The sequence below is a fragment of the Kitasatospora sp. NPDC004272 genome (genome assembly GCF_053603035.1).
In genome coordinates this window covers 46,259-65,919 of record NZ_JBSGET010000029.1, presented here as the reverse complement: position 1 = coordinate 65,919, position 19,661 = coordinate 46,259, and the positions used below count along the sequence as shown (strand labels likewise).

The following is a 19,661-nucleotide window of genomic DNA, read 5'->3' as shown; positions in this document are numbered from 1 at the left end:
GAGCCGTCGGACCTGATCCTGCCGGACGCCGAGGCGTCCCTGGAGCAGGTCCGCGAGCTGCTGCGGGACGAGGGCGACGGTCTGATCCCCGGCCTGCTCGGCACCGAGGTGACCTGGGCCGCCCCCGGCACCATCGCCGCGGCGCTGCGCCCCGACACCGGGCTGGTCCTGGTCGAGACCCCGGGGAACCCCACCCTGGACCTGCTCGACCTGGCGGCGCTCGCCGAACGCTGCGGCGGTGTGCCGCTGCTGGTCGACAACACCTTCGCCACCCCGGTGCTGCAGCGGCCCGCGGCGTTCGGCGCCACCCTGGTGCTGCACTCCGCGACCAAGGCGATCGGCGGCCACGGCGACGTGCTCGCCGGGGCGGTCGCCTGCACCCCCGACTGGGCGGAGCGGCTGCGCCGGGTCCGGGCCGTCACCGGCGCGGTGCTGCACCCGCTGGCCGGCTACCTGCTGCACCGCGGCCTGCAGACCCTCCCGCTGCGGGTGCGCGCCGCCTCCGCCACCGCCTTCCGGATCGCCGACTGGCTGGCCGGGCGGCCCGAGGTCACCGCCGTGCACTACCCGGGCCGGTCCGGTTCGCCGCTGCTCGGCCGCCAGCTGCTGGGCGGGGGCAGCGTGCTGGCCTTCGAGGTCGCGGGCGGGTTCGCGCACGCCGCGGCGGTCGCCGAGCGCTGCGAGCTGATCACCCACGCCGTCTCGCTCGGCGGCGTCGACACCCTGGTCCAGCACCCCGCCTCGCTCACCCACCGCCCGGTCGCCGCCGCCCACCGGCCGTCCCCGGCGCTGCTGCGGCTGTCCGTCGGCCTGGAGGACCCGGACGACCTGATCGCCGACCTGGCCGCGGCGCTGGCCCGCTGAACCCCCGCCGGGGGGCGACCGGAACCCCTCCCCTCGTCCGTCCACCGTCAACCGGACGGCGGTACGAGACCTCCTCGTACGAAGCCCGGACGGAGGGGGGTCGTCCGGTTTGGGACACGCTCCCGGAACGGACCGGTCCCCCCAGGTCGGAACCGGGGCCCGGTGGTCAATACGGAGATCGGCCCGGTACCGCCCGGCGGCCGGCGCCGGACAGGGTGTAGCCGCACGGCCACGCGGAGTGCCGAACCCGACCGGCTCCGCGCAGCGACCAGACGGAAGTGGGGAATCCTCAGCATGCCCTTGACAGCAGCGGACCTCGTGAAGCTCGGCGACGTGCCGGTCGCCATCCAGTCGGCGTTCTTCCACAACATCTTCGTGCGACTGGACGGCACCGGGGTCACCACCTCCACCAACGGGGGCGGCGGAACGGTCAACGCCCAGTACGGCCTCGGCCCCTTGACCACGTTCAAGGTCCGCCCGCAGACCGACGGCTCGTTCGCCTTCGAGTCGACGGCCTTCCCGAACGTGTTCCTGCGGCTGGACGGCACCGGCGTCCCCGCCACCATGGCCGGTGGCGGCGTCGTCAACGCCCAGTTCGGCATCGGCCCGTACGAGAAGTACCGGGTCCTGCCGCAGACCACCGGCACCGCCTCGTTCGAGTCGGTCGGCTTCCCCGGCACCTACCTGCGCCTGGTCACCGGCAGCGGCGTCACCACCGCGACCGGCCCCGGCGGAACGGTCAACGCCCAGGTCAACGCGAACGGCGGGGAGAACGAGACGTTCTACTTCGTGGTCGCCTGACCGTCGCGCCACCACCTGCGGACGGCCGTCACGCCCCGGCGGCCGTCCGCAGGTGCGCCAGCACCACCGGATCGATCCGGCCCTCGGCGAGGCGGCCCTCCAGGTTCTCCAGGCCCGCCCAGCGGTCCAGCGAGTCGTACCCGAGAGCGCCCAGCAACTCCGCTACCTCTGCCGCGAGTTCGCCCTCCAGCGGAAGCAGCTCCGCCGGGTCCGACACCCCGTGCAGCACCTCGTGGACGGCCAGCAGCCGGCGCAACTCGGCCACCGGATCGGCGTGGTCGTCCACCCGCAGGTCGTACGCGGTGTCCCCCCAGCCGCCGACCCCCCGCCCCGGGTCGACCACGTACAGCGCGGCGCTCTGCCGCCCCCGGGCGTCCCCGCCCGCCGCGTCACCCGCCGCGAGCGCGGCCACCAGCCGGTCCGCGAACGGCAGTTCGGCGGAGGCCAGCCAGACCGCCGCCATGTCCCGGACCACCTCGGGCCCGGCCAGGACGTTCCCCTGCACCGCGTAGCCGTCCCCGGCCAGCCCGCCCGCCCAGGGCAGGCACTCCTCCCCGGTGTGCGTCACCGCGGCCCCGTCCGCCCCGACCACCCCCAGCTGCCGGTGCGCCCGCCCCTCGTCCGCCGCCAGCAGCGCCGCCAGCGCCCCGGCCGGCCCGACACCGCTGCGCAGCATCGCCAACCCCTGCGGCCGGTACGCGACATTGGCCCACGCCTGCGTCGCGAGCGCACCGACACCGACCTCGGCCGCGGGCACCAGCGCACCGACCGACAGGAACTTGCTCGCCACGGCGACACCGAGCGCGGTGCCCTGACGGGCCACGATGGAGAAGGTCACGACCAGCGACGATAGCCCTCGCCGGGCGGTTCGTCCACGCCCCGAACGCACCCGGCAAACCCCGGCAAGAACCGCCGGAAGGCGAAGGCGGCGGGTCTCAGAGGTCGAACTTGGCGCGCTTGTCCACCGGCACCAGGTCCACGTACTCCGGGTGCTTGGCGATCCAGCCGCGGATGAACGGGCAGTACGGCAGGACGCTCGCGCCGCGCTCGCGGACGGTGTCCAGCGCGGCGCGGGCCAGCTTGCCGCCGAGGCCCTGCCCCTCGAAGGCGGGGTCGATGACGGTGTGCACGAACGCCACCGTGCTTCCCCCGTCGCGGAGTTGGTACTCGGCGAAGCCGGCCTGACCGGCGTCGGTGCTGATCTCGAAGCGGGACTGCTCGGTGTTGTCACGGACCTGGGGTTCCATGGCCGTACCTCCTGGGTGTCAGTGGGCGCGCAGCGCCGCGAGTTGCTGGGCGAAGGGGACGACCTGCTCGGCCGCCCGGGCACGGGGAGCCGCGGCGGGCCGGCCGGCGAGGCTCTCGGCGAGTTCGCCGGCCGCGCGGGCGATCCGTCCGGCGAGCGAGCCGTCGGCGCCGTCGGCGCCCCAGTCCTCGGAGGCGGCGAACACCGCGGTGGGGAGGACCACGGCCCGCAGGTAGGCGAACAGCGGCCGCACGGCGTGTTCGAGGGCGAGGCTGTGCCGGGCGGTGCCGCCGGTGGCCGCGATCAGCACGGGCTTCCCGGTCAGCGCGTCCCGGTCGAGCACGTCGACGAAGGACTTGAACAGGCCGCTGTAGGACGCGGAGAAGATCGGCGTGACCGCGATGATCCCGTCCGCCTCCTCCACCGCCCGGACGGCGTCGGCCAGCGCGGGCGGCGGGAAGCCGGTGACCAGGTTGTCGGCGACGTCCCGGGCGAGTTCGCGCAGTTCGACGGTCCGGACGTCCGCCTCCCGCCCGGCCTCGCGCAGGTCGCGGGCGGCGGCCTCGGCGAGCCGGTCGGCGAGCAGCCGGGTGGAGGACGGGACGCTGAGCCCGGCCGTCACCACGACGAGCTTGAGGGCGCTCACTTCGCCGCCACCTCCTCCGCCCGGGCGGCCGCGACGCGCGCGGCGTGGGTGGGCCCGTCGGGCACCCCGGCCGGCCGGTTCTTCGCGAACTCGGCGCGCAGCACGGGGACGACCTCCTCGCCGAGCAGGTCGAGCTGTTCGAGGACGGTCTTGAGCGGGAGCCCGGCGTGGTCCATCAGGAACAGCTGGCGCTGGTAGTCGCCGAAGGTCTCGCGGAAGGCGAGGGTCTTCTCGATGACCTCCTGCGGGCTGCCGACGGTGAGCGGGGTCTGCTCGGTGAACTCCTCCAGCGAGGGGCCGTGGCCGTAGACGGGGGCGTTGTCGAAGTACGGGCGGAACTCGCGGACGGCGTCCTGCGAGTTCTTCCGCATGAAGACCTGCCCGCCGAGGCCGACGACCGCCTGCTCGGGGGTGCCGTGGCCGTAGTGGGCGTAGCGCTCCCGGTAGAGGTTGATCAGCTTCTGGAAGTGCTCCTTGGGCCAGAAGATGTTGTTCGCGAAGAAGCCGTCGCCGTAGTAGGCGGCCTGTTCGGCGATCTCGGGGCTGCGGATGGAGCCGTGCCAGACGAACGGCGGCGTTCCGTCGAGCGGGCGCGGGGTGGAGGTGAAGGACTGCAGGGGGGTGCGGAAGCGGCCCTGCCAGTCGACGTTCTCCTCGCGCCACAGCTGGTGCAGCAGCGCGTAGTTCTCGACCGCGAGCGGGATGCCCTGGCGGATGTCCTTGCCGAACCAGGGGTAGACCGGGCCGGTGTTGCCGCGGCCCATCATCACGTCGACCCGGCCCTCGGCGAGGTGCTGGAGCATCGCGAAGTCCTCGGCGATCTTCACCGGGTCGTTGGTGGTGATCAACGTGGTGGAGGTGGAGAGGATCAGCTTCTCGGTGCGGGCCGCGACGTAGCCGAGCATGGTGGTCGGCGAGGACGGGACGAACGGCGGGTTGTGGTGCTCGCCGGTGGCGAACACGTCGAGTCCGACCTCCTCCGCCTTGAGCGCGATGGCCACCATGGCCTTGATCCGCTCGTGCTCGGTGGGGGTCCGCCCGGTGGTGGGGTCGGTGGTCACGTCGCCGACGCTGAAGATGCCGAACTGCACCGCTCTCAACTCCTTCGAGGTTGATTCAACATTCAACCACTCGCGACAACGGCACGCCACCCGCCCCTATTCCCGCACCTCCCGCACCGCCTCCCCCGCCTCCCCCGCCTCCCCCGCCGGCCCCACCTCCCCCACCGGCCCGCTCTCCCCCAGCGCCTCGTCCAGCCAGGCCAGCCAGAACGACTCCAGCTGGATGCCGCCGCGCAGCACCAGGTGCTGCAGCCGGCTCTCCCCGGCCGCCGCGTCCGGCGGGAAGTCCCGCCGCTCGATCTCCAGGTACTCCGCCAGCTGCGCCCGGTGCAGCTCGCGGTGCCGGGCCAGCTCCTCCGCCAGCCCGTCCAGCCCCAGCACGGCCGCCGCCCGCAGGCGCAGCAGCAGCGGGTCTCGGACCGGCTTCGGGTCCTGCGGCAGGGCGGTCCAGCGGGCCAGCTCGGCCCGCCCGTCCGGCAGCACCTCGTACTCCTTGCGCTGCCCGCGCCCCGCCCCCGGCCCGGACGCCCGGACCAGGCCGGCGCCCTCCAGCCGTCCCAGCTCGCGGTAGATCTGCTGGTGGGTGGCCGACCAGAAGAACCCGATCGACCGGTCGAACCGCCGGGTCAACTCCAGCCCCGAGGACGGCTTCTCCAGCAGGGCGGTGAGGATCGCGTGCGGCAGTGACATGCGGCAGATCGTACGGGCAGGCCGGGCACCGGCGGGTGCGCCGAACCGTGACGTCGGCTCAGGAGGGCTGCCGCGAAACGGCGTTGCCGACCGACCGGTCGGACGGGAAAGCGCTTACGGGGTCTTGCGCGGTCGCGCCGGGCGTCCGCATACTCCCGGGTAGCGCCTGTCAGGGTCAGATCAAGCGCCGGGCCACGAGCCGGTGCCGACCTCCCCTGCCCGCGCCTCACGGCCCCTACCCCAGGGCCTCTCCCACTCCCCCAGGAGGAGATCTGTGAGGACCACGCGCACCACCTCCCGCCCGCGCCGCACCGGCGGCCGCCTGCTCGCCGTCGCCGCCGCCCTCGCCGCGGCGACCGCCCTCGCGGTGCCCGCCGCCGGGGCCGCCACCGCGGCGCCGGACGCCACCGCCGCCCTGGCCCGGGTCAGCGACTCGGTCGAGCTCAGCGGCGTCAACGGCATCGCCTGGCACACCGACCCGGCCTCCGGGAAGGTCGTGGTGACCGCCGACAGCACCGTCACCCCCGCCGCGCTGGCCCGCCTCACCGCGGCCGCCGGGACGGACTCCGCCCGACTGAAGGTCGAGCGCGCCGCCGGCACCTTCAGCCCGAAGCTGTCCGCGGGCGCCGCGATCTACGGCGGTGGCTACCGCTGCTCGCTGGGCTTCAACGTGGTCAAGGGCAGCACGTACTACTTCCTGACTGCCGGGCACTGCGGCAACATCGCGAGCACCTGGTACACCAACTCCGGCCAGACCACGGTGGCCGGCACCACCGCCGGGTCCAGCTTCCCCGGCAACGACTACGCCCTGGTCCGCTACACCAACACCTCGCTCAGCCACCCGGGCGGCTTCACCGCCGCGAACGCGTACGTCGGCGAGGCCGTCAAGCGCACCGGCTCGACCACCGGCACCCACAGCGGCAAGGTCACCGCGCTGAACGCCACCGTCCGCTACTCCGACGGCGGCACCGTCAGCGGCCTGATCCAGACCAACGTCTGCGCCGAGGGCGGCGACTCCGGCGGCCCGCTGTACGACGGCAGCAAGGCGCTGGGCCTGACCTCCGGCGGCAGCGGCGACTGCACCAGCGGCGGCACCACCTTCTTCCAACCGGTCACCGAGGCCCTCTCCGCGTACGGGGTCTCGATCTATTGAGCACCGCCGCCGCCCACCGGAGCCCCCGGCCCCGGTGGGCGTCCGCGCGTCCGCGCGTCCGCGCCCGGCACCCGCGGCCCGGCCCGCGGGGCCGCTCTGTACGATTCCTTCACTCCACCCCCGCTCCCGAACCCGCAGGTGGCCGTGAAGAAGCACGAGAGCCCGTCGCCGCAGTTCACCGGCCCCCTCCCGGTGCTGCCCGGCCGCCCGGACGCGCCCCCGACGGGCGCCCGGTGAGCGGCGCCGAGTCCGCCTGGCGGGCGCTGACCGTGCTGTCGGTGGCCGCCGCCGTCGCGGTCTGCCCGCTCACCCGGCTGCGCCGCCGGCTGTCCCCCGGCCTCCTGCTGCCGCTGGTCGTCGGCTGCCTGGCGGTGGCGGGGACGGTCGCCGCCCTGCACCCGCCCGCCCGCGGGATCACCGGCTTCGCCCTGGTCTTCGGCGCGGCCTGGCTCACCTCCCTCCAGGGCTTCGACGCCCAGCGGGACCAGGCCGCCCGGGCCGAACGGGGCCTGCCGCCGCTGCTGGAGGGCGACGCGGTCACGCGCAGCCGGTTCGACCCGGTCTGGCTCTACCGCTACCGCCGCCGGATGCGCGCCACCCCGCTCCCGGAGCACCGGCCCGAGCCGCCCGTACGACCCGAGCAGCCCCGGAGGACGCCGTGACGCGCCCGAAGAAGTACGTGAACCCGTCGTACCCCGTGCTGGGCGTGCTGCTCGGTGCGCTGGGCGCCGTGCTGCTGTTCGACGCGCCCGGGAAACAGGGCGCCGAGCAGGTGTTCGGCCAGGGCGGGATCGGCCTGGTCGCCCTGCTCTACGCCGTCCGGATGGTCCGGCTGGCGGTGATCCCGACCCCGGAGGGGATCGTGGTCCGCAACCTGCTGTCCACCAGGACGGTGCCCTGGGAGCGGATCGCGGGCTTCACCCTGGTCCGGATCCTGGACATCGACCTGCTGGACGGTGGCACCGTCACCTGCTGGGCCGTCCAGCGCGGGCCCTCGTACCGGGTCGACGGCTACACCGCCCGGGCGCTGGCCGCGCTGGAGGCCGCCCTCGCCGCCCACCGCACGGCGGCCCCCTCCCCCGCGGCCGACCGGTGAGCACCGGCGCGTGCCGGCCCCGGCACGCGCCGGTCAGAGCACGTGCCGGTCAGAGCGCGGCGGCCAGCCGGGTGCCCTGGTCGATGGCGCGCTTGGCGTCGAGCTCGGCGGCCACGTCCGCGCCGCCGATCAGGTGGGGTTCGACGCCGCGCTCGCGCAGGGCGTCGAGCAGGTCGCGGCGGGGTTCCTGGCCCGCGCAGAGCACCACGGTGTCGACGGGCAGCAGCCGCTCCTCGCCGTCCACGGTGACGTGCAGGCCCGCGTCGTCGATCCGCCGGTACTCGACGCCGGGGACGCTCACCACGCCGCGGTGGCGCAGTTCGGTGCGGTGGATCCAGCCGGTGGTCTTGCCGAGTCCGGCGCCGACCTTGCCGGTCTTGCGCTGGAGCAGGAAGACCTGGCGCGGGCTCGCGGGCCGCTCGGGGGCGGCCAGGCCGCCGGGGCCGGCGTACGAGCGGTCGACGCCCCACCGGGCGAGGAAGTCGGGGGCGTCCGCGCCCGGGTCGGTGAGGTACTCGGCGACGTCGAAGCCGATGCCGCCCGCGCCGATCACCGCGACCTTCGCGCCGGCCTTCGCGCGGCCCTGCAGCACGTCCAGGTAGCCGAGCACGCTGGGGTGGTCGACGCCGTCGATGGCGGGGGTGCGCGGGGTGACGCCGGTGGCCAGCACCACTTCGTCCCAGCCGGTCAGCTGCTCCGGGCCGACGACCGCGCCGAGGCGCAACTCGACGCCGGTGCGGGCGAGTTCGTGCCGGTAGTAGCGCAGCGTTTCGTCGAACTCCTGCTTGCCGGGCACCCGCCGGGCGACGTTCAGCTGGCCGCCGACCTCCTCCGCGGCGTCGAACAGGGTGACCCGGTGGCCGCGGTCGGCGGCGGCGGTGGCGAAGGCGAGTCCGGCCGGTCCGGCGCCGACCACGGCGATCCGCTTGGCGCGGCGGGTGGGGGCGAGGACGAGTTCGGTCTCGTGGCAGGCGCGCGGGTTGACCAGGCAGGAGGTGATCTTCGCGCTGAAGGTGTGGTCCAGGCAGGCCTGGTTGCAGCCGATGCAGGTGTTGATGGCCTCGGGGGTGCCCGCGGCGGCCTTGTTCACGAAGGCGGGGTCGGCGAGCATCGGCCGGGCCAGCGAGACCAGGTCGGCGTGCCCGGTGGCGAGCAGTTCCTCGGCCAGCTCGGGGGTGTTGATCCGGTTGGTGGTGATCAGCGGGACGCCGACCCGCCCCATCAGCTTCCTGGTGACCCAGGCGTAGGCGCCGCGCGGCACCGAGGTGGCGATGGTGGGGATCCGGGCCTCGTGCCAGCCGATGCCGGTGTTGATGACGGTGGCCCCGGCGGCCTCGACCTCGCGGGCGAGCCGGACCACCTCCTCGAAGGTGGACCCGCCGGGGACGAGGTCGAGCATGGAGAGCCGGTAGACCAGGATGAAGTCCGGTCCGACCCGCTCGCGCACCCGCCGGACGATCTCGACCGGGAAGCGCATCCGGTTCTCGTAGCCGCCGCCCCACTCGTCGGTGCGGTGGTTGGTCCGCGCGGCGGTGAACTCGTTGATCAGGTAGCCCTCGGAGCCCATCACCTCGACGCCGTCGTACCCGGCGGAGCGGGCGAGTGCGGCGCAGCGGGCGAAGTCCTCGATCGTCTGCTCGACCTGCTCGGCGGTCAGCTCGTGCGGGACGTACGGGCTGATCGGAGCCTGCAGCGCGGACGGGGCGACCAGGTCCTCGTGGTACGCGTACCGGCCGAAGTGCAGGATCTGCAGGGCGATCTTCCCGCCCGCGGCGTGCACGGCGTCGGTGATCGCGCGGTGCTCGGCGGCCTCCTGCTCGGTGGTGAGCTTGGCGCCGCCCGCCCAGGGCCGCCCGGCCTCGTTGGGGGCGATGCCGCCGGTGACGATCAGGCCGACGCCGCCGCGGGCGCGCTCCGCGTAGAAGGCGGCCATCCGCTCGAAGCCGTGCTCGGCCTCCTCCAGCCCGACGTGCATGGAGCCCATCACCACCCGGTTCGGCAGGGTGGTGAACCCCAGGTCCAGCGGGGCCAGCAGGTGGGGGTACGCAGCGGTCATCGACGCCTCCGGTCGGGATTTGTTACCCAACGGTAGGACGCGGCGGACCGACCGTGCAACTAGTTGCACAAAGAGCGGCCCGACTAGAGTCGTGCCATGAGTGCGGACGAGGCGAGCGCGAGGATCGACAGCTGGATCTGGGCGGTCCGGCTGATCAAGACCCGCTCGGCGGCGGGCGCGGCCTGCCGGGCCGGGCACGTGAAGGTGAACGGGGCCACCGCGAAGCCCGCGCAGCACGTCAAGCCGGGTGACGACGTGCGGGTGCGGATCGAGGGCCGGGAGCGGGTCGTCCAGGTGGTGCGGCCGATCGCCAAGCGGGTCGGCGCCCCGGTCGCCGAGACCTGCTACGTCGACCACAGCCCCCCGCCGCCGCCGCGCGAGGAGCGCCCGGCGGCGGTCGCCCAGCGCGACCGCGGCGCCGGGCGGCCCACCAAGCGCGAGCGGCGCGACCTCGACCGGCTCAAGGACGGCTACCGCCCGTACTTCTGAGCCGCCCGGCCGGTGCTCAGCCCTGCTCGGCCTGCTCCTTGGCGGCCTGCACCTGCTCGGCGAACCGCTCGGCGGAGATCCGCTCCACCGGGGCGCCGTACTTCGCGGCCAGCTCGTCGGCGGGTGCGTTCTCCTCCTCGACCAGGTCGACCACCAGCAGTGCCTTGCCGCTGTCCACCCGCGAGGAGAGCACGATCAGGCCCGCTCCGCCGTCGGTGATCTCGGCCTGCTCCGCGGCGTTGCCGATCGCCGCGCCCGCGGCGAACCCCAGCAGCACGCCGATCGGGCCGCCGAGCAGCCCGACCAGGCCGCCGACCAGGCCGGAGCCGACGGTGGGGACGCCCGCGCCGCGGATGTGGCTCTCCGGGACGTCGACGATGCCCTCGGCGTCGCGCTCCAGCACCGCGACCTGCCGGGCGCCGGGCAGGTGCATCGCCTCCTCGTACGCCTGGCGGCAGCGCGCCTGGTCATCGAAGCCGAGCAGCAGCACGTTGTGGTGGTGGTCGCTCATCGCGGTTCCCTTCGCCTCGCCGACGTCGTCCTCCCGGGTGCCGTACCGGGGCACGACACCCGCCATCCTGCCCGGGACGCCACGGGGCATGCCCGCGCCGCGCCGGGGCGGTCCGGAGTCGGCCGCCGCGCCTCGGAACCGGGTCGCGGGCCGCGCGATAATGGACCACATGGCCCGCCGACGCACCCCCGCCCCCGCCCCCGCCGCGCCCACCGATTGCCCCTGCGGCCGGCCCGCCCGGTACGCCGAGTGCTGCGGCCGCCTGCACCGCGGCGAGGCCGCGGCGAGCAGCGCCGAGCAGTTGATGCGCTCCCGGTTCAGCGCCTTCGCGGTCCGCGACGAGCCGTACCTGCTGCGCTCCTGGCACCCGGACACCCGGCCCGCCTCGGTCGACTTCGACCCCTCGCTGCGCTGGGAGCGCCTGGAGATCCTGGGCGCCACCGAGGGCGGCCCGTTCCACACCGAGGGCAGCGTCGAGTTCCGCGCCCACTACCTGGAGGGCGGCCGGGCCGACGCGCTGCACGAGCACAGCCGCTTCGTCCGGCACCGGGGCGAGTGGGTCTACCTGGACGGCGACGTCCGGGCCTGAGGCCGCCCGACGCCACCCGATCCCCGTCAGCCCGCCTTCCGCAGGTGGTGCTTGAGCGCGAGCAGCGCCCCGCCGGGGCCGTGCGGCAGCAGCCAGCCGGTGTCGGTCCGGTCGACCGCGCCGAACCGGTACTTGTACGGTTCCCGGCCGCGCAGGAAGTCGAAGGTCCGCACGCCCTCGGCGGCGCAGTTGCGGATCGCCGCGTCGACCAGCGCGGTGCCCAGCGACTCGGCGGCCCAGCGCGGGTCCCAGCCGGTCTGGTAGTAGGCGAACCGGTCGGCCCAGCGGAAGCCGTAGAGCACGCCGACGAGTTCGTCGCGGTGCCGGGCGATCTGGAAGGCCGGGCCGCGGCCGGGCGCGGCGCCCCGGAGCAGCTGCCGGTGCAGCGGCAGCCGGTCGGCGGCGAAGCTGCTGGCCCCGCCCGCGACGGCCTGCCGGCGCAGCCGGTGCAGGCGCAGCAGGTCGTCCAGCAGCCCGGGCTCGGCGGTGCCGGGCGGCAGCCAGTGGAAGCTGACCCCGGCGGCGGCGAGACGGCGGTGGGCGCGCCGGTTGGCGGCCCGGAAGTCCCGGGAGCCGAGCCGGTCGGGGCCGTCGGCGAGGTCGGCGCGCGGGCAGGCCGAGCGGTCGACCGGCCGGGCGCCGGGCGGCAGCAGGTCGTCGTGCGCGGCGTCCAGTCCGGGCAGCCACAGGGTGGTGCGGCGGGAGCGTTCGGCCAGCCACGCGGCGACCTCGGCGCGCCGGTGCGGGCGGACGGCGGGGCCGCAGTGGTCGGCGGCGCCCGGCCCGGTGCCGAGCAGGGTGAGCGCGGGCACCTCGACGGGCAGCCTGCGGTGCGCCCGCAGCCGGACGGCGGCGAGCGGCAGCACCGCCTCGGCCCGGCCGTCCGCTCCGCGCCACACCGCGACCTCGCCCGGTTGTCCGGCGCCCAGGGTGCGCCACCAGGCGAGCACCCAGTCCGGCCCGGCGAACCAGGATCCGTCCGGGTCCTGGTCGACCAACTCGCGCCAGTCGTGCACGAGTTCGCCGTCCAGTTCGGGCGTGCGGTGGATCTCCGGCACTGCTCCCCCTCCTCGGTGTGCTCAGCGGCCGCCGCGCAGCCGGTGCACGGCCGGGTGCAGTCCGGACAGGATGGTGTCGAAGCGGTCCCGTCCGGTGTGCGAGTTGACCCGCAGCCGGCTGATCCGCAGCCGGTGCGCCGGGGCCAGTTCGGCGTGCCGGTGGTCGAACAGGAACCCCGTACGGTATCCGAGGGTGCGCAGCACCCGGTCGGCGCGCGGGTCGTAGTTGCCGTTGGGGTAGGCGAAGCTGGTCGGCGGGCGGCCCATCCAGTGCGTCAACCGGTCGTGCGCGCCGACGAGTTGGGCGTCGATTTCGGCGTCGTCGCAGCGGTCGAGGCAGGGGTGGGAGGCGGTGTGGTTGCCGATCGCCACTCCGGCGTCGGCCAGGGTGTGCAGTTCCGCCCGGCTCAACTGGCGCCGCCTGGGGGCCTGGTGTTTCGCGGTGGCGCGCAACTCGGCGATGACCGCTTGCCGTTGGGCGTCGGGGAGGGTCTTGAGCCGGCGGACGGCGGCGGCCGGGTCGAGGCCGTGCAGGGCCGCGGCGCGGCCGCCGCCGCGGGCGAGCAGATGGGCGGCCTCGCTCCACCAGTACGGCTGGTCGCCGTCGATCAGGTCGGTGATCACGTAGGCGGCGGCGGGGATGCCGAGCCGGACGAGGACGGGCAGCGCCTCGGTGAGCACGCTGCGGTCGCCGTCGTCGAAGGTGACCAGGACGCTGCGGGCGGGCAGCGGGCGGCGGTGCTCGGCGGCCCGGGCGACCTCCTCCGGGCCGACCGGGCGGGCGGTGCGGGCCAGGCGTTCCATCTGGGCGCGGAAGGCCGCCGGGTCGTCGATGCCGTGGTAGGCGAGCACGGCGAGCCGGCGGGCGGCGCGGGCCCGGAAGACGGGCTGCAGCGGGGAGCGGCGCAGCAGCGCGTCGATGCCCCGGCGTCCGGCGGCGCGGTCCGCGATCGGCATGGCCCGTCCCCCTCGGGTGGTGCGCGCGGGCGCCCCGGGCGGTCGGCCCGGGGTGTCCGCTGGAGTCAAGGTCATCAGAGTCCCATGAACTGGTAATGCCTGTCCCAAGTTCCTGGAAGCCGGCTGGGAACCGGCCGGGTGCGCGCCCCGCCACCTGTCCGGATCATCCGCTTAGCGACCGGTATCACCCGTTGGCATAGTTCGGGGGGACCGCTGCCCGCCCGCCCATGGGAGTGCCTCCGCGATGACCGTGCCCGGCTTCGGCTCTTTCGGCTCCGACGACGCCTTCTCGGACCTGCTCAACCGCTTCTTCGGCCTCAACCCGGCCGCCTCCCCGCCCGCCGTCCAGCGGGTCCCGATCGGGCGGCTGCTGACCGAGTCCGCCCGCGACCTGATCGCCCGCGCCGAACTGCGCGCCCAGGAGGACGGCAGCGCCGACCTGGACACCCCGCACCTGCTGTGGGCCGCCACCCGGGTCGAGCCGTCGCGCGGCCTGCTCGCCCGGGCCGGTGCCGATCCGGACGAGCTGGCCGCCGCCCTGGAGCGCAGCCTGCCGGCCGGCTCCGCCGACCCCTCGGTGGACCCGGGCCTGACCCCCGCCGCCAAGCGGGTGCTGATCGGCGCGCACGCCCGCTCGCAGGCCGCCGGGGTCTCCTACATCGGACCCGAGCACATCCTGGCCGCGCTGCTGGACGACCGGGACTCGGCGGTCGGCAAGCTGCTGGACGCCCGGGGCGCCGACGCCTCCCGGCTGCGCGGCGGCGCCGAGGCCGCAGCCCGCGGCGAGCGCCCGCCGGCCGGGGCGGAGAGCACGACGCCGACCCTGGACGAGTACGGCCGCGACCTCACCGAGGAGGCCAAGCTCGGCCGGCTGGACCCGGTGGTCGGCCGGGCCGAGGAGATCGAGCAGACCGTCGAGATCCTCTCCCGCCGTGCCAAGAACAACCCGGTGCTGATCGGCGAGCCCGGCGTCGGCAAGACCGCCATCGTCGAGGGCCTGGCCCAGCGGATCGTCTCCGGCGACGTGCCGTCCACCCTGAAGGACCGCCGGGTGGTCTCGCTGGACCTGTCCGGGCTGGTCGCGGGCTCCAAGTACCGCGGCGAGTTCGAGGAGCGGCTGAAGAACGTCATCGACGAGGTCCGCGGGGCCGCCGACTCCACCGTGCTGTTCATCGACGAACTGCACACCGTGGTCGGCGCGGGCGCCGGCGGCGAGGGCGCGATGGACGCGGGCAACATGCTCAAGCCCGCGCTGGCCCGCGGCGAACTGCACGTCATCGGCGCCACCACCATCGACGAGTACCGCAAGCACATCGAGAAGGACCCGGCGCTGGAGCGCCGCTTCCAGCCGGTGCTGGTCCCGGAGCCCTCGGTCGAGGAGACCGTGCAGATCCTGGAGGGCCTGCGCGACTCCTACGAGGCCCACCACCAGGTCCGCTTCACCGACGAGGCGCTGCGCGCCGCCGCCGACCTCTCCGACCGGTACGTCTCCGACCGCTTCCTGCCCGACAAGGCGATCGACCTGATCGACCAGGCCGGCGCGCGGGTCCGGCTGCGCGGCCTGGGCCGCTCCACCGAGGTGATCGACCGCGAGGACGAGCTGGCCAAGCTGCGCCGCGAGAAGGACGAGGCGGTGGCCGCCGAGGACTTCTCCCGCGCCTCCGAACTGAAGGCCCGGATCGCCGACCTCCAGGCGCGGACCGCCGAGGTCGAGGAGCGCCGCGAGGGCGTGGTCTCGGTGACCGTCGACGACATCGCCGACGTGCTCTCCCGGCAGACCGGCATCCCGGTCTCCCAGCTCACCGAGGACGAGAAGGCCCGGCTGCTCAAGCTGGAGGACGAGCTGCACGCCCGGGTGATCGGCCAGGACCGGGCGGTGGTCGCGGTCTCCGAGGCGGTGCGCCGCAGCCGGGCCGGGATGGCCGACCCGAACCGGCCGGTCGGCTCGTTCCTGTTCCTCGGCCCGACCGGCGTCGGCAAGACCGAACTCGCCAAGGCCCTGGCCGAGTTGATCTTCGGGGACGAGGACCGGCTGGTCCGCTTCGACATGAGCGAGTTCCAGGAGAAGCACACCGTCTCCCGCCTGGTCGGCGCCCCGCCCGGGTACGTCGGCTACGACGAGGCCGGGCAGCTCACCGAGGCGGTCCGCCGCCGCCCGTACAGCGTGCTGCTGTTCGACGAGGTCGAGAAGGCCCACCCGGACGTCTTCAACGCCCTGCTTCAGGTCCTCGACGACGGGCGGCTGACCGACGCGCAGGGCCGCACCGTCGACTTCCGCAACACCGTGGTGATCATGACCTCCAACATCGGCTCGCAGCTGATCCTGGCCCACAAGGGCGAGACCGACGAGATCCGCGACCGGCTGATGGAGGAGCTGCGCGGGCGCTTCCTGCCCGAGTTCCTCAACCGGATCGACGACATCATCGTCTTCGACGCGCTGGACGCCGACGACCTGCTGCGGATCGTCGACCTGATGCTGGCCGGCTCCGAACGCCGGGTGAAGGCCCAGGGGATGGAGCTGGAGGTCACCGCCGCCGCCAAGGACTGGCTGGTCGACAAGGGCCACCAGCCCGAGTTCGGCGCCCGCCCGCTGCGCCGCACCATCCAGACCCAGCTCGACAACCGCCTCGCCACCATGCTGCTCGGCGGCGACCTGCGCCCCGGCGACACCATCGTCGCGGACGCGCGGGACGGCGAGCTGATCTGCTCGATCGGCCGCCCCCAGCCGTCCTGACCGCCCCGCCCCGGAGCCCCGGCGCACCCCCGCCGGGGCTCCGACGCATCCGCCGACAGTGCCGCATGGCACCCTACGGGTCATGAACATCACTGCCGCGCCCACGAGTTGGGACGCATGCGTCGCACTCTTCGACTCCCGCGCCCTGCCCGTCTCCAGCTACGAGAACCTCTACGACGAGAGCTACGACGTGCACACCGGCGCGCTGACCGTCCCCGGCCCGCTCGACCTGGACGCGCTGGACCTGCACGGCACCGGGCTGGTCGTCGACGGCGACCTGACGGTCGAGGGCGCGGTGCTCAACGCGGACGACGGCTGCCCGGCCCTGGTCGTGCTCGGCGACCTGACCGCGTCCGCCGTCCACCTGGAGGGCGACGCCAAGCTGCTGGTGCGCGGGAGCGTCCGGGTCGGCGCGTTCGTCGGCCACCTGACCGACAAGCTGGTGATGATCGGCGGCGACCTGGCCGCCGGAGTGACCGTGCTCTCCGCCGGCTTCTTCCCCGACCTGGTCGGCGGCACCCTGACCGGCCCCGTCCTGGCCCCGCCGTACGCACTGGCCGAACTCGGCCACGAGGTGGCCGCCCCGCCCGCCGCCGAGGTCCTCGTCCCCGGGGTCCTGCTCGCCGACGGGGAGCAGGAGCCGGACAGCTGCTTCGACGCCCCGGGCGTCCACGGCGACCGGCTGTACGACCACCTCGCGGCGGGGCGCTCCGTGCTGCGGAGCTGATCCGGGCGCTCAGGGCCCGGTCAGCGGGGCGCGGAGTGCCTGCTGCGGCCCATGCGCATGCCGGCCACCAGCAGGGCGCCGACGAACAGCACCGCGCCGATGACCAGCAGCCACAGCAGGCCCTTCGCCAGCACCCCGACGAAGCCGCACACCACGGCGATCAGGACGACGAGCAGCAGCCACGCCATGTCGGCCTCCCTCGGTCCGTTCCGCCCGCGGGGCCCGGCCCGGGAGCCGGGCCCCGCGGGAGCGGGTCAGCGGTGACGCCCCTGGCCGGGGGTGTCCTTGCCGGTGGTCGGCGGCAGCTTGTGCTCGCCGTCGGGCAGTTCGGCCTCGATGCGCTCCTTGCGCACCTCGCCGGTGACGGTCCGCTGCTCGACGTGCTCCTCGGTCACCAGCCGCACCCGCTCCACCGGGACGGCCTCGGTGCGCACCACCGGGCGCTCGCCGTGCAGGGTGACGTCGTACTCGGCCTCCGAGATGGGGTCGCCGGACAGCGCCTCGCCCCGGTTGGCCTCGGTGATCGGCTCGCGCTCGATCCGGACCTCCTCGTGCCGCACCGGCACGGTCTGCTGCTCCTCCTCGGTGACGACGTACTTGCGCAGCCGGGCGTGCCCGGTCTCGTACCGTTCGATGCCGACGTGCATCCGCTCCTCCGAGCGGGTCATCGCGTCGTCGCCCCGCTCCGGCCGACCGGTGTCCCCGGCGGCGTGGCGCGGGGTCCCGGGCCGGGTGGACGCCGCCGTGACGCCGGCCGCGGTGGGGGCCCCGGACAGGCCGGCGGTTCCGGCGGCCGCGGTGCCGCCGGCAGCGGAACCGGCAGCGCCGGGGGTGGCCGGGGTGCCGGTCAGCCGGGTGTCGGCGGGTCCGGTGCCGGCCGCGGTGGGACGGGCCGTCGTGGGCTTGGCCGCCGTGGGCTTGGCCGTCGTGGGCTTGGCCGTCGTGGGCTTGGCCGCCGCCGCGCCGGCCGCCCCGGCCGCGCCCGCGGCTCCGGCGGTCCCCGCCGCACCGGCGGTCCCGGTCCCGCCGTCGCCCTTGCCGCCCGCGTGGGCCCAGCCGCCCTCGCCCGGTTCGTTGGCCGCCTTCCAGGCGTCGTCCCAGGCGATGCCGTAGTGGCGGTACAGCCGGCGCTCCTCCTGCTCGGAGAGGTGGCCGCCGTTGTCCACGTCCACGTTCGGCGCGTCCTTGACCTTCTCCTTCTCGTAGGGGACCTGGAGGTGGCCGTCGACCACGTGCGCGTCCCGGATCGGGACGAAGGACTCGCTGGAGCCGAACCAGCCGGTCTTGACGCTGACCCACTCGGGCTTGCCGGTGGAGTCGTCGAGGTAGAGGTGATCGGCCTTGCCGATCTTGTTGCCCTGGGCGTCGTGGACGGGCTGGTGCAGCATGGAACGCATCTGTTGCTCGGTGATCATTTGCACACGCCTCCTTCACATTCCAGCACTGGCACGCGTGGCCCGCTGCGGCGAAACGAAACACCGCCGCGCGCCGCGCCCCCGGATCGGCATATGCCAAACCGGGGGCGCGACCGGCGTGCGCAGAAGAACCCTCAGGCGTTCTCGGCCTCCACCTCGCCGGAGGCGACGGCCTCGGCGAGCCGGGCGTGGTCGGCGGTGTTGAGTTTGGCGTAGTGGTGGGCGAAGGTGGCGACGGCGCGGTCGAAGGTGTCGCTGCGGCCCAGGTAGGCGGCGATCGCGATCCGGTCGCCGGAGCGGGCGTGCGCCCGGGCCAGCGCGGTGCCGCACAGGGCGGCGTAGGCGCGCAGGCCGCGGGTGGTCATCTGGCCGACCTCGGCGGAGCCCTTCATGTCGCGCAGCTGGCGCCAGTAGAAGTGGCGCCCGGCGGGGCCGGTCATCCAGCCGAGGAAGATGTCGCTCGCGGCCTGGGTGAGCCGCTGCCCGGCGACCACCCGCTGCCCGTGGTGGGCGTACCGGCTGGGCCCGGCGTAGGGCTCCAGGACGGACGCCTCGGCCTCCTTGACCTGGAGGACCAGCGGGTCGTCGGCGTCCCGGCCCTGGAGCAGGACGACGAAGCAGCGGGTGCCGACACTGCCGACCCCGACCACCTTGCGGGCGGTGTCGACGTACCGGTAGCGGTCGAGCAGCCGGCCGCGCTCCTCGGAGAGGGTGGCCCGGTAGTCGGCGAGCAGCGAGCGCACCTCGTCGGCGTCGAAGCCGACGTGCTCGATCAGCGGGGGCTGGTCCTTGAAGCGGCGGCGGCCGCTCGCGGTGGTCTCGGTGAGCTTGCCGGCGGCCTGCAGGCTGTCGCGGCGGCGGGCGGCGGCGAGGCCGGCCTCGGTCTGCCGCCGGGGCCTGCCCTTGAGGCTGGTGAGCAGGTCGTCGGCGTCGATCCGCCGGTACCAGACCGGGAGTTCGCCGAGCGCGGCGAGCTCCCGGATGTGCTCGCGGTAGGCGCGGACGGCCCCCAGCACCACCCGGTGGACCTCCTCGGGGCCCTCGCCGTTCTCCCGGGCCGCGACGACGAGACTGGCGGCGAGGCGCTGGACGTCCCACTCGAACGGGCCGGGCAGGGTCTCGTCGAAGTCGTTGAGGTCGAACAGCAGGGCGCGTTCGGGCGAGGCGAACAGCCCGAAGTTGACCAGGTGGGCGTCGCCGCAGAGCTGGACGGTCAGGCCGCTGTCGGGGGCGGTGGCCAGGTCCGCGGCCATCACGGCGGCGGCACCGCGCAGGAAGGCGAACGGGGAGGCGGCCATCCGGCCGTTGCGGATCGGCACCAGGTCCGGGAGGCGGCTCTCCGCCTGGGCGCGCAGCACCGCGAGCGGGTCGGCGCGGTCGACGGCGGGCTGCCAGCGCCCGGTGGTGGAGCGGGGGGCGCGTTTGCGGGCGGCTCGGCCGGCCTCGGCGCGCTCGTCGACCGTCAGGTAGGGGGCGGTGGCGTCCATCGGAGGGCTCCTCACGGCGTCGGGGCCCCAAGACGTACCGCCCCGGCGCGCTCCCGTACCGGCGGGAGGCGGCGGGGCGGC

21 protein-coding genes are annotated in these 19,661 nt (G+C 74.8%); 9 read left to right on the top strand and 12 right to left on the bottom strand.

Translation table 11 applies throughout. The features are described 5' to 3' along the window. On the top strand, positions 1–864 hold an 864-nt coding region (locus tag ACWEO5_RS12255; protein ID WP_452162332.1), incomplete at its 5' end, for a PLP-dependent transferase. Positions 865–1,158: 294 nt separating this feature from the next. Beyond that, the gene (locus ACWEO5_RS12250) at positions 1,159–1,665 is read left to right on the top strand and encodes a hypothetical protein (RefSeq protein WP_452162331.1); all 507 of its coding nucleotides are present in this window, start codon (positions 1,159–1,161) and stop codon (positions 1,663–1,665) included. 28 nt (positions 1,666–1,693) lie between these two features. Here ACWEO5_RS12250 and ACWEO5_RS12245 read toward each other — a convergent pair whose 3' ends face one another. The 5 genes from ACWEO5_RS12245 to ACWEO5_RS12225 all read right to left on the bottom strand — a co-directional run bounded on the left by ACWEO5_RS12245 (position 1,694) and on the right by ACWEO5_RS12225 (position 5,308). After that, positions 1,694–2,503, bottom strand: coding sequence for a DUF1028 domain-containing protein (locus ACWEO5_RS12245; protein ID WP_452162330.1), 810 nt, complete (start codon positions 2,501–2,503; stop codon positions 1,694–1,696). A 97-nt stretch (positions 2,504–2,600) separates the two neighbouring features. Continuing rightward, positions 2,601–2,912, bottom strand: a complete 312-nt coding sequence (locus ACWEO5_RS12240; RefSeq protein WP_452162329.1) for a GNAT family N-acetyltransferase — start codon at positions 2,910–2,912, stop codon at positions 2,601–2,603. Between the two features lie 18 nt (positions 2,913–2,930). Beyond that, entirely contained in the window at positions 2,931–3,557 is a 627-nt protein-coding gene (locus ACWEO5_RS12235; RefSeq protein ID WP_452162328.1) for an FMN reductase, read from the bottom strand. After that, positions 3,554–4,648 (bottom strand): LLM class flavin-dependent oxidoreductase, encoded by a 1,095-nt coding sequence (locus tag ACWEO5_RS12230; protein ID WP_344557495.1) that lies wholly within the window; start codon positions 4,646–4,648, stop codon positions 3,554–3,556. Before ACWEO5_RS12230 ends, ACWEO5_RS12235 begins: the two co-directional genes overlap by 4 nt. A 66-nt stretch (positions 4,649–4,714) precedes the next feature. Next, complete coding sequence (locus ACWEO5_RS12225; protein WP_452162327.1) at positions 4,715–5,308, bottom strand: PadR family transcriptional regulator; 594 nt, start codon at positions 5,306–5,308, stop codon at positions 4,715–4,717. Between the two features lie 274 nt (positions 5,309–5,582). Between ACWEO5_RS12225 and ACWEO5_RS12220 the strand changes: the two genes are divergently transcribed. The 3 genes from ACWEO5_RS12220 to ACWEO5_RS12210 all read left to right on the top strand — a co-directional run bounded on the left by ACWEO5_RS12220 (position 5,583) and on the right by ACWEO5_RS12210 (position 7,557). Continuing rightward, on the top strand, positions 5,583–6,461 hold the full coding sequence (locus tag ACWEO5_RS12220) for a S1 family peptidase (protein ID WP_452162326.1): 879 nt from the start codon (positions 5,583–5,585) through the stop codon (positions 6,459–6,461). Positions 6,462–6,694: 233 nt separating this feature from the next. Further along, positions 6,695–7,123, top strand: coding sequence for a hypothetical protein (locus ACWEO5_RS12215; RefSeq protein WP_452162325.1), 429 nt, complete (start codon positions 6,695–6,697; stop codon positions 7,121–7,123). Next, entirely contained in the window at positions 7,120–7,557 is a 438-nt protein-coding gene (locus tag ACWEO5_RS12210; protein WP_452162324.1) for a PH domain-containing protein, read from the top strand. The genes ACWEO5_RS12215 and ACWEO5_RS12210 overlap by 4 nt, the downstream gene beginning before the upstream one ends. Before the next feature lie 49 nt (positions 7,558–7,606). Here ACWEO5_RS12210 and ACWEO5_RS12205 read toward each other — a convergent pair whose 3' ends face one another. After that, positions 7,607–9,613 (bottom strand): oxidoreductase, encoded by a 2,007-nt coding sequence (locus ACWEO5_RS12205; RefSeq protein WP_452162323.1) that lies wholly within the window; start codon positions 9,611–9,613, stop codon positions 7,607–7,609. A 96-nt stretch (positions 9,614–9,709) separates the two neighbouring features. Between ACWEO5_RS12205 and ACWEO5_RS12200 the strand changes: the two genes are divergently transcribed. Continuing rightward, positions 9,710–10,102, top strand: a complete 393-nt coding sequence (locus ACWEO5_RS12200; protein ID WP_452162322.1) for an RNA-binding S4 domain-containing protein — start codon at positions 9,710–9,712, stop codon at positions 10,100–10,102. Between the two features lie 16 nt (positions 10,103–10,118). On the opposite strand, the gene ACWEO5_RS12195 is transcribed toward ACWEO5_RS12200, so the two are convergent. Next, a complete protein-coding gene (locus tag ACWEO5_RS12195) occupies positions 10,119–10,667 on the bottom strand; it encodes a hypothetical protein (RefSeq protein ID WP_452162321.1) in 549 nt (182 codons plus the stop codon). A gap of 115 nt (positions 10,668–10,782) precedes the next feature. On the opposite strand from ACWEO5_RS12195, the gene ACWEO5_RS12190 reads away from it, so the two are divergent. Beyond that, the gene (locus tag ACWEO5_RS12190; RefSeq protein ID WP_452162320.1) at positions 10,783–11,202 is read left to right on the top strand and encodes a YchJ family protein; all 420 of its coding nucleotides are present in this window, start codon (positions 10,783–10,785) and stop codon (positions 11,200–11,202) included. Positions 11,203–11,228: 26 nt separating this feature from the next. On the opposite strand, the gene ACWEO5_RS12185 is transcribed toward ACWEO5_RS12190, so the two are convergent. Together ACWEO5_RS12185 and ACWEO5_RS12180 are read right to left on the bottom strand one after the other, a co-directional pair. Next, positions 11,229–12,260 carry a GNAT family N-acetyltransferase gene (locus ACWEO5_RS12185; protein ID WP_452162319.1) on the bottom strand — a complete coding sequence of 344 codons (1,032 nt, stop codon included), beginning with the start codon at positions 12,258–12,260 and terminating at the stop codon, positions 11,229–11,231. Between the two features lie 21 nt (positions 12,261–12,281). Beyond that, positions 12,282–13,217, bottom strand: a complete 936-nt coding sequence (locus ACWEO5_RS12180; RefSeq protein WP_452162318.1) for a polysaccharide deacetylase family protein — start codon at positions 13,215–13,217, stop codon at positions 12,282–12,284. Between the two features lie 244 nt (positions 13,218–13,461). Here ACWEO5_RS12180 and ACWEO5_RS12175 point away from each other — a divergent pair, with 244 nt between their 5' ends. Continuing rightward, positions 13,462–15,951 carry an ATP-dependent Clp protease ATP-binding subunit gene (locus ACWEO5_RS12175; RefSeq protein ID WP_452162317.1) on the top strand — a complete coding sequence of 830 codons (2,490 nt, stop codon included), beginning with the start codon at positions 13,462–13,464 and terminating at the stop codon, positions 15,949–15,951. 82 nt (positions 15,952–16,033) lie between these two features. Beyond that, positions 16,034–16,678: a hypothetical protein gene (locus ACWEO5_RS12170; protein ID WP_452162316.1), complete on the top strand. Its 645-nt coding sequence runs from the start codon at positions 16,034–16,036 to the stop codon at positions 16,676–16,678. A 20-nt stretch (positions 16,679–16,698) separates the two neighbouring features. On the opposite strand, the gene ACWEO5_RS12165 is transcribed toward ACWEO5_RS12170, so the two are convergent. The 3 genes from ACWEO5_RS12165 to ACWEO5_RS12155 form a co-directional block, all read right to left on the bottom strand. Then, complete coding sequence (locus ACWEO5_RS12165) at positions 16,699–16,866, bottom strand: hypothetical protein (protein WP_344557472.1); 168 nt, start codon at positions 16,864–16,866, stop codon at positions 16,699–16,701. 66 nt (positions 16,867–16,932) lie between these two features. Next, positions 16,933–18,093, bottom strand: coding sequence for a PRC and DUF2382 domain-containing protein (locus tag ACWEO5_RS12160; protein ID WP_452162315.1), 1,161 nt, complete (start codon positions 18,091–18,093; stop codon positions 16,933–16,935). Between the two features lie 134 nt (positions 18,094–18,227). After that, the gene (locus ACWEO5_RS12155) at positions 18,228–19,580 is read right to left on the bottom strand and encodes a DUF2252 domain-containing protein (protein ID WP_452162314.1); all 1,353 of its coding nucleotides are present in this window, start codon (positions 19,578–19,580) and stop codon (positions 18,228–18,230) included. Between the last annotated feature and the right edge of the window lie 81 nt (positions 19,581–19,661).

Excerpts from the sequence above, each read along its gene's own strand:
- ACWEO5_RS12250 (WP_452162331.1), top strand. The coding sequence starts at position 1,159 with ATGCCCTTGACAGCAGCGGACCTCGTGAAGCTCGGCGACGTGCCGGTC.
- ACWEO5_RS12240 (WP_452162329.1), bottom strand. The coding sequence starts at position 2,912 with ATGGAACCCCAGGTCCGTGACAACACCGAGCAGTCCCGCTTCGAGATC.
- ACWEO5_RS12225 (WP_452162327.1), bottom strand. The coding sequence starts at position 5,308 with ATGTCACTGCCGCACGCGATCCTCACCGCCCTGCTGGAGAAGCCGTCC.
- ACWEO5_RS12205 (WP_452162323.1), bottom strand. The coding sequence starts at position 9,613 with ATGACCGCTGCGTACCCCCACCTGCTGGCCCCGCTGGACCTGGGGTTC.
- ACWEO5_RS12200 (WP_452162322.1), top strand. The coding sequence starts at position 9,710 with ATGAGTGCGGACGAGGCGAGCGCGAGGATCGACAGCTGGATCTGGGCG.
- ACWEO5_RS12190 (WP_452162320.1), top strand. The coding sequence starts at position 10,783 with ATGGCCCGCCGACGCACCCCCGCCCCCGCCCCCGCCGCGCCCACCGAT.
- ACWEO5_RS12180 (WP_452162318.1), bottom strand. The coding sequence starts at position 13,217 with ATGCCGATCGCGGACCGCGCCGCCGGACGCCGGGGCATCGACGCGCTG.
- ACWEO5_RS12175 (WP_452162317.1), top strand. The coding sequence starts at position 13,462 with ATGACCGTGCCCGGCTTCGGCTCTTTCGGCTCCGACGACGCCTTCTCG.
- ACWEO5_RS12170 (WP_452162316.1), top strand. The coding sequence starts at position 16,034 with ATGAACATCACTGCCGCGCCCACGAGTTGGGACGCATGCGTCGCACTC.
- ACWEO5_RS12165 (WP_344557472.1), bottom strand. The coding sequence starts at position 16,866 with ATGGCGTGGCTGCTGCTCGTCGTCCTGATCGCCGTGGTGTGCGGCTTC.
- ACWEO5_RS12160 (WP_452162315.1), bottom strand. The coding sequence starts at position 18,093 with ATGATCACCGAGCAACAGATGCGTTCCATGCTGCACCAGCCCGTCCAC.
- ACWEO5_RS12155 (WP_452162314.1), bottom strand. The coding sequence starts at position 19,580 with ATGGACGCCACCGCCCCCTACCTGACGGTCGACGAGCGCGCCGAGGCC.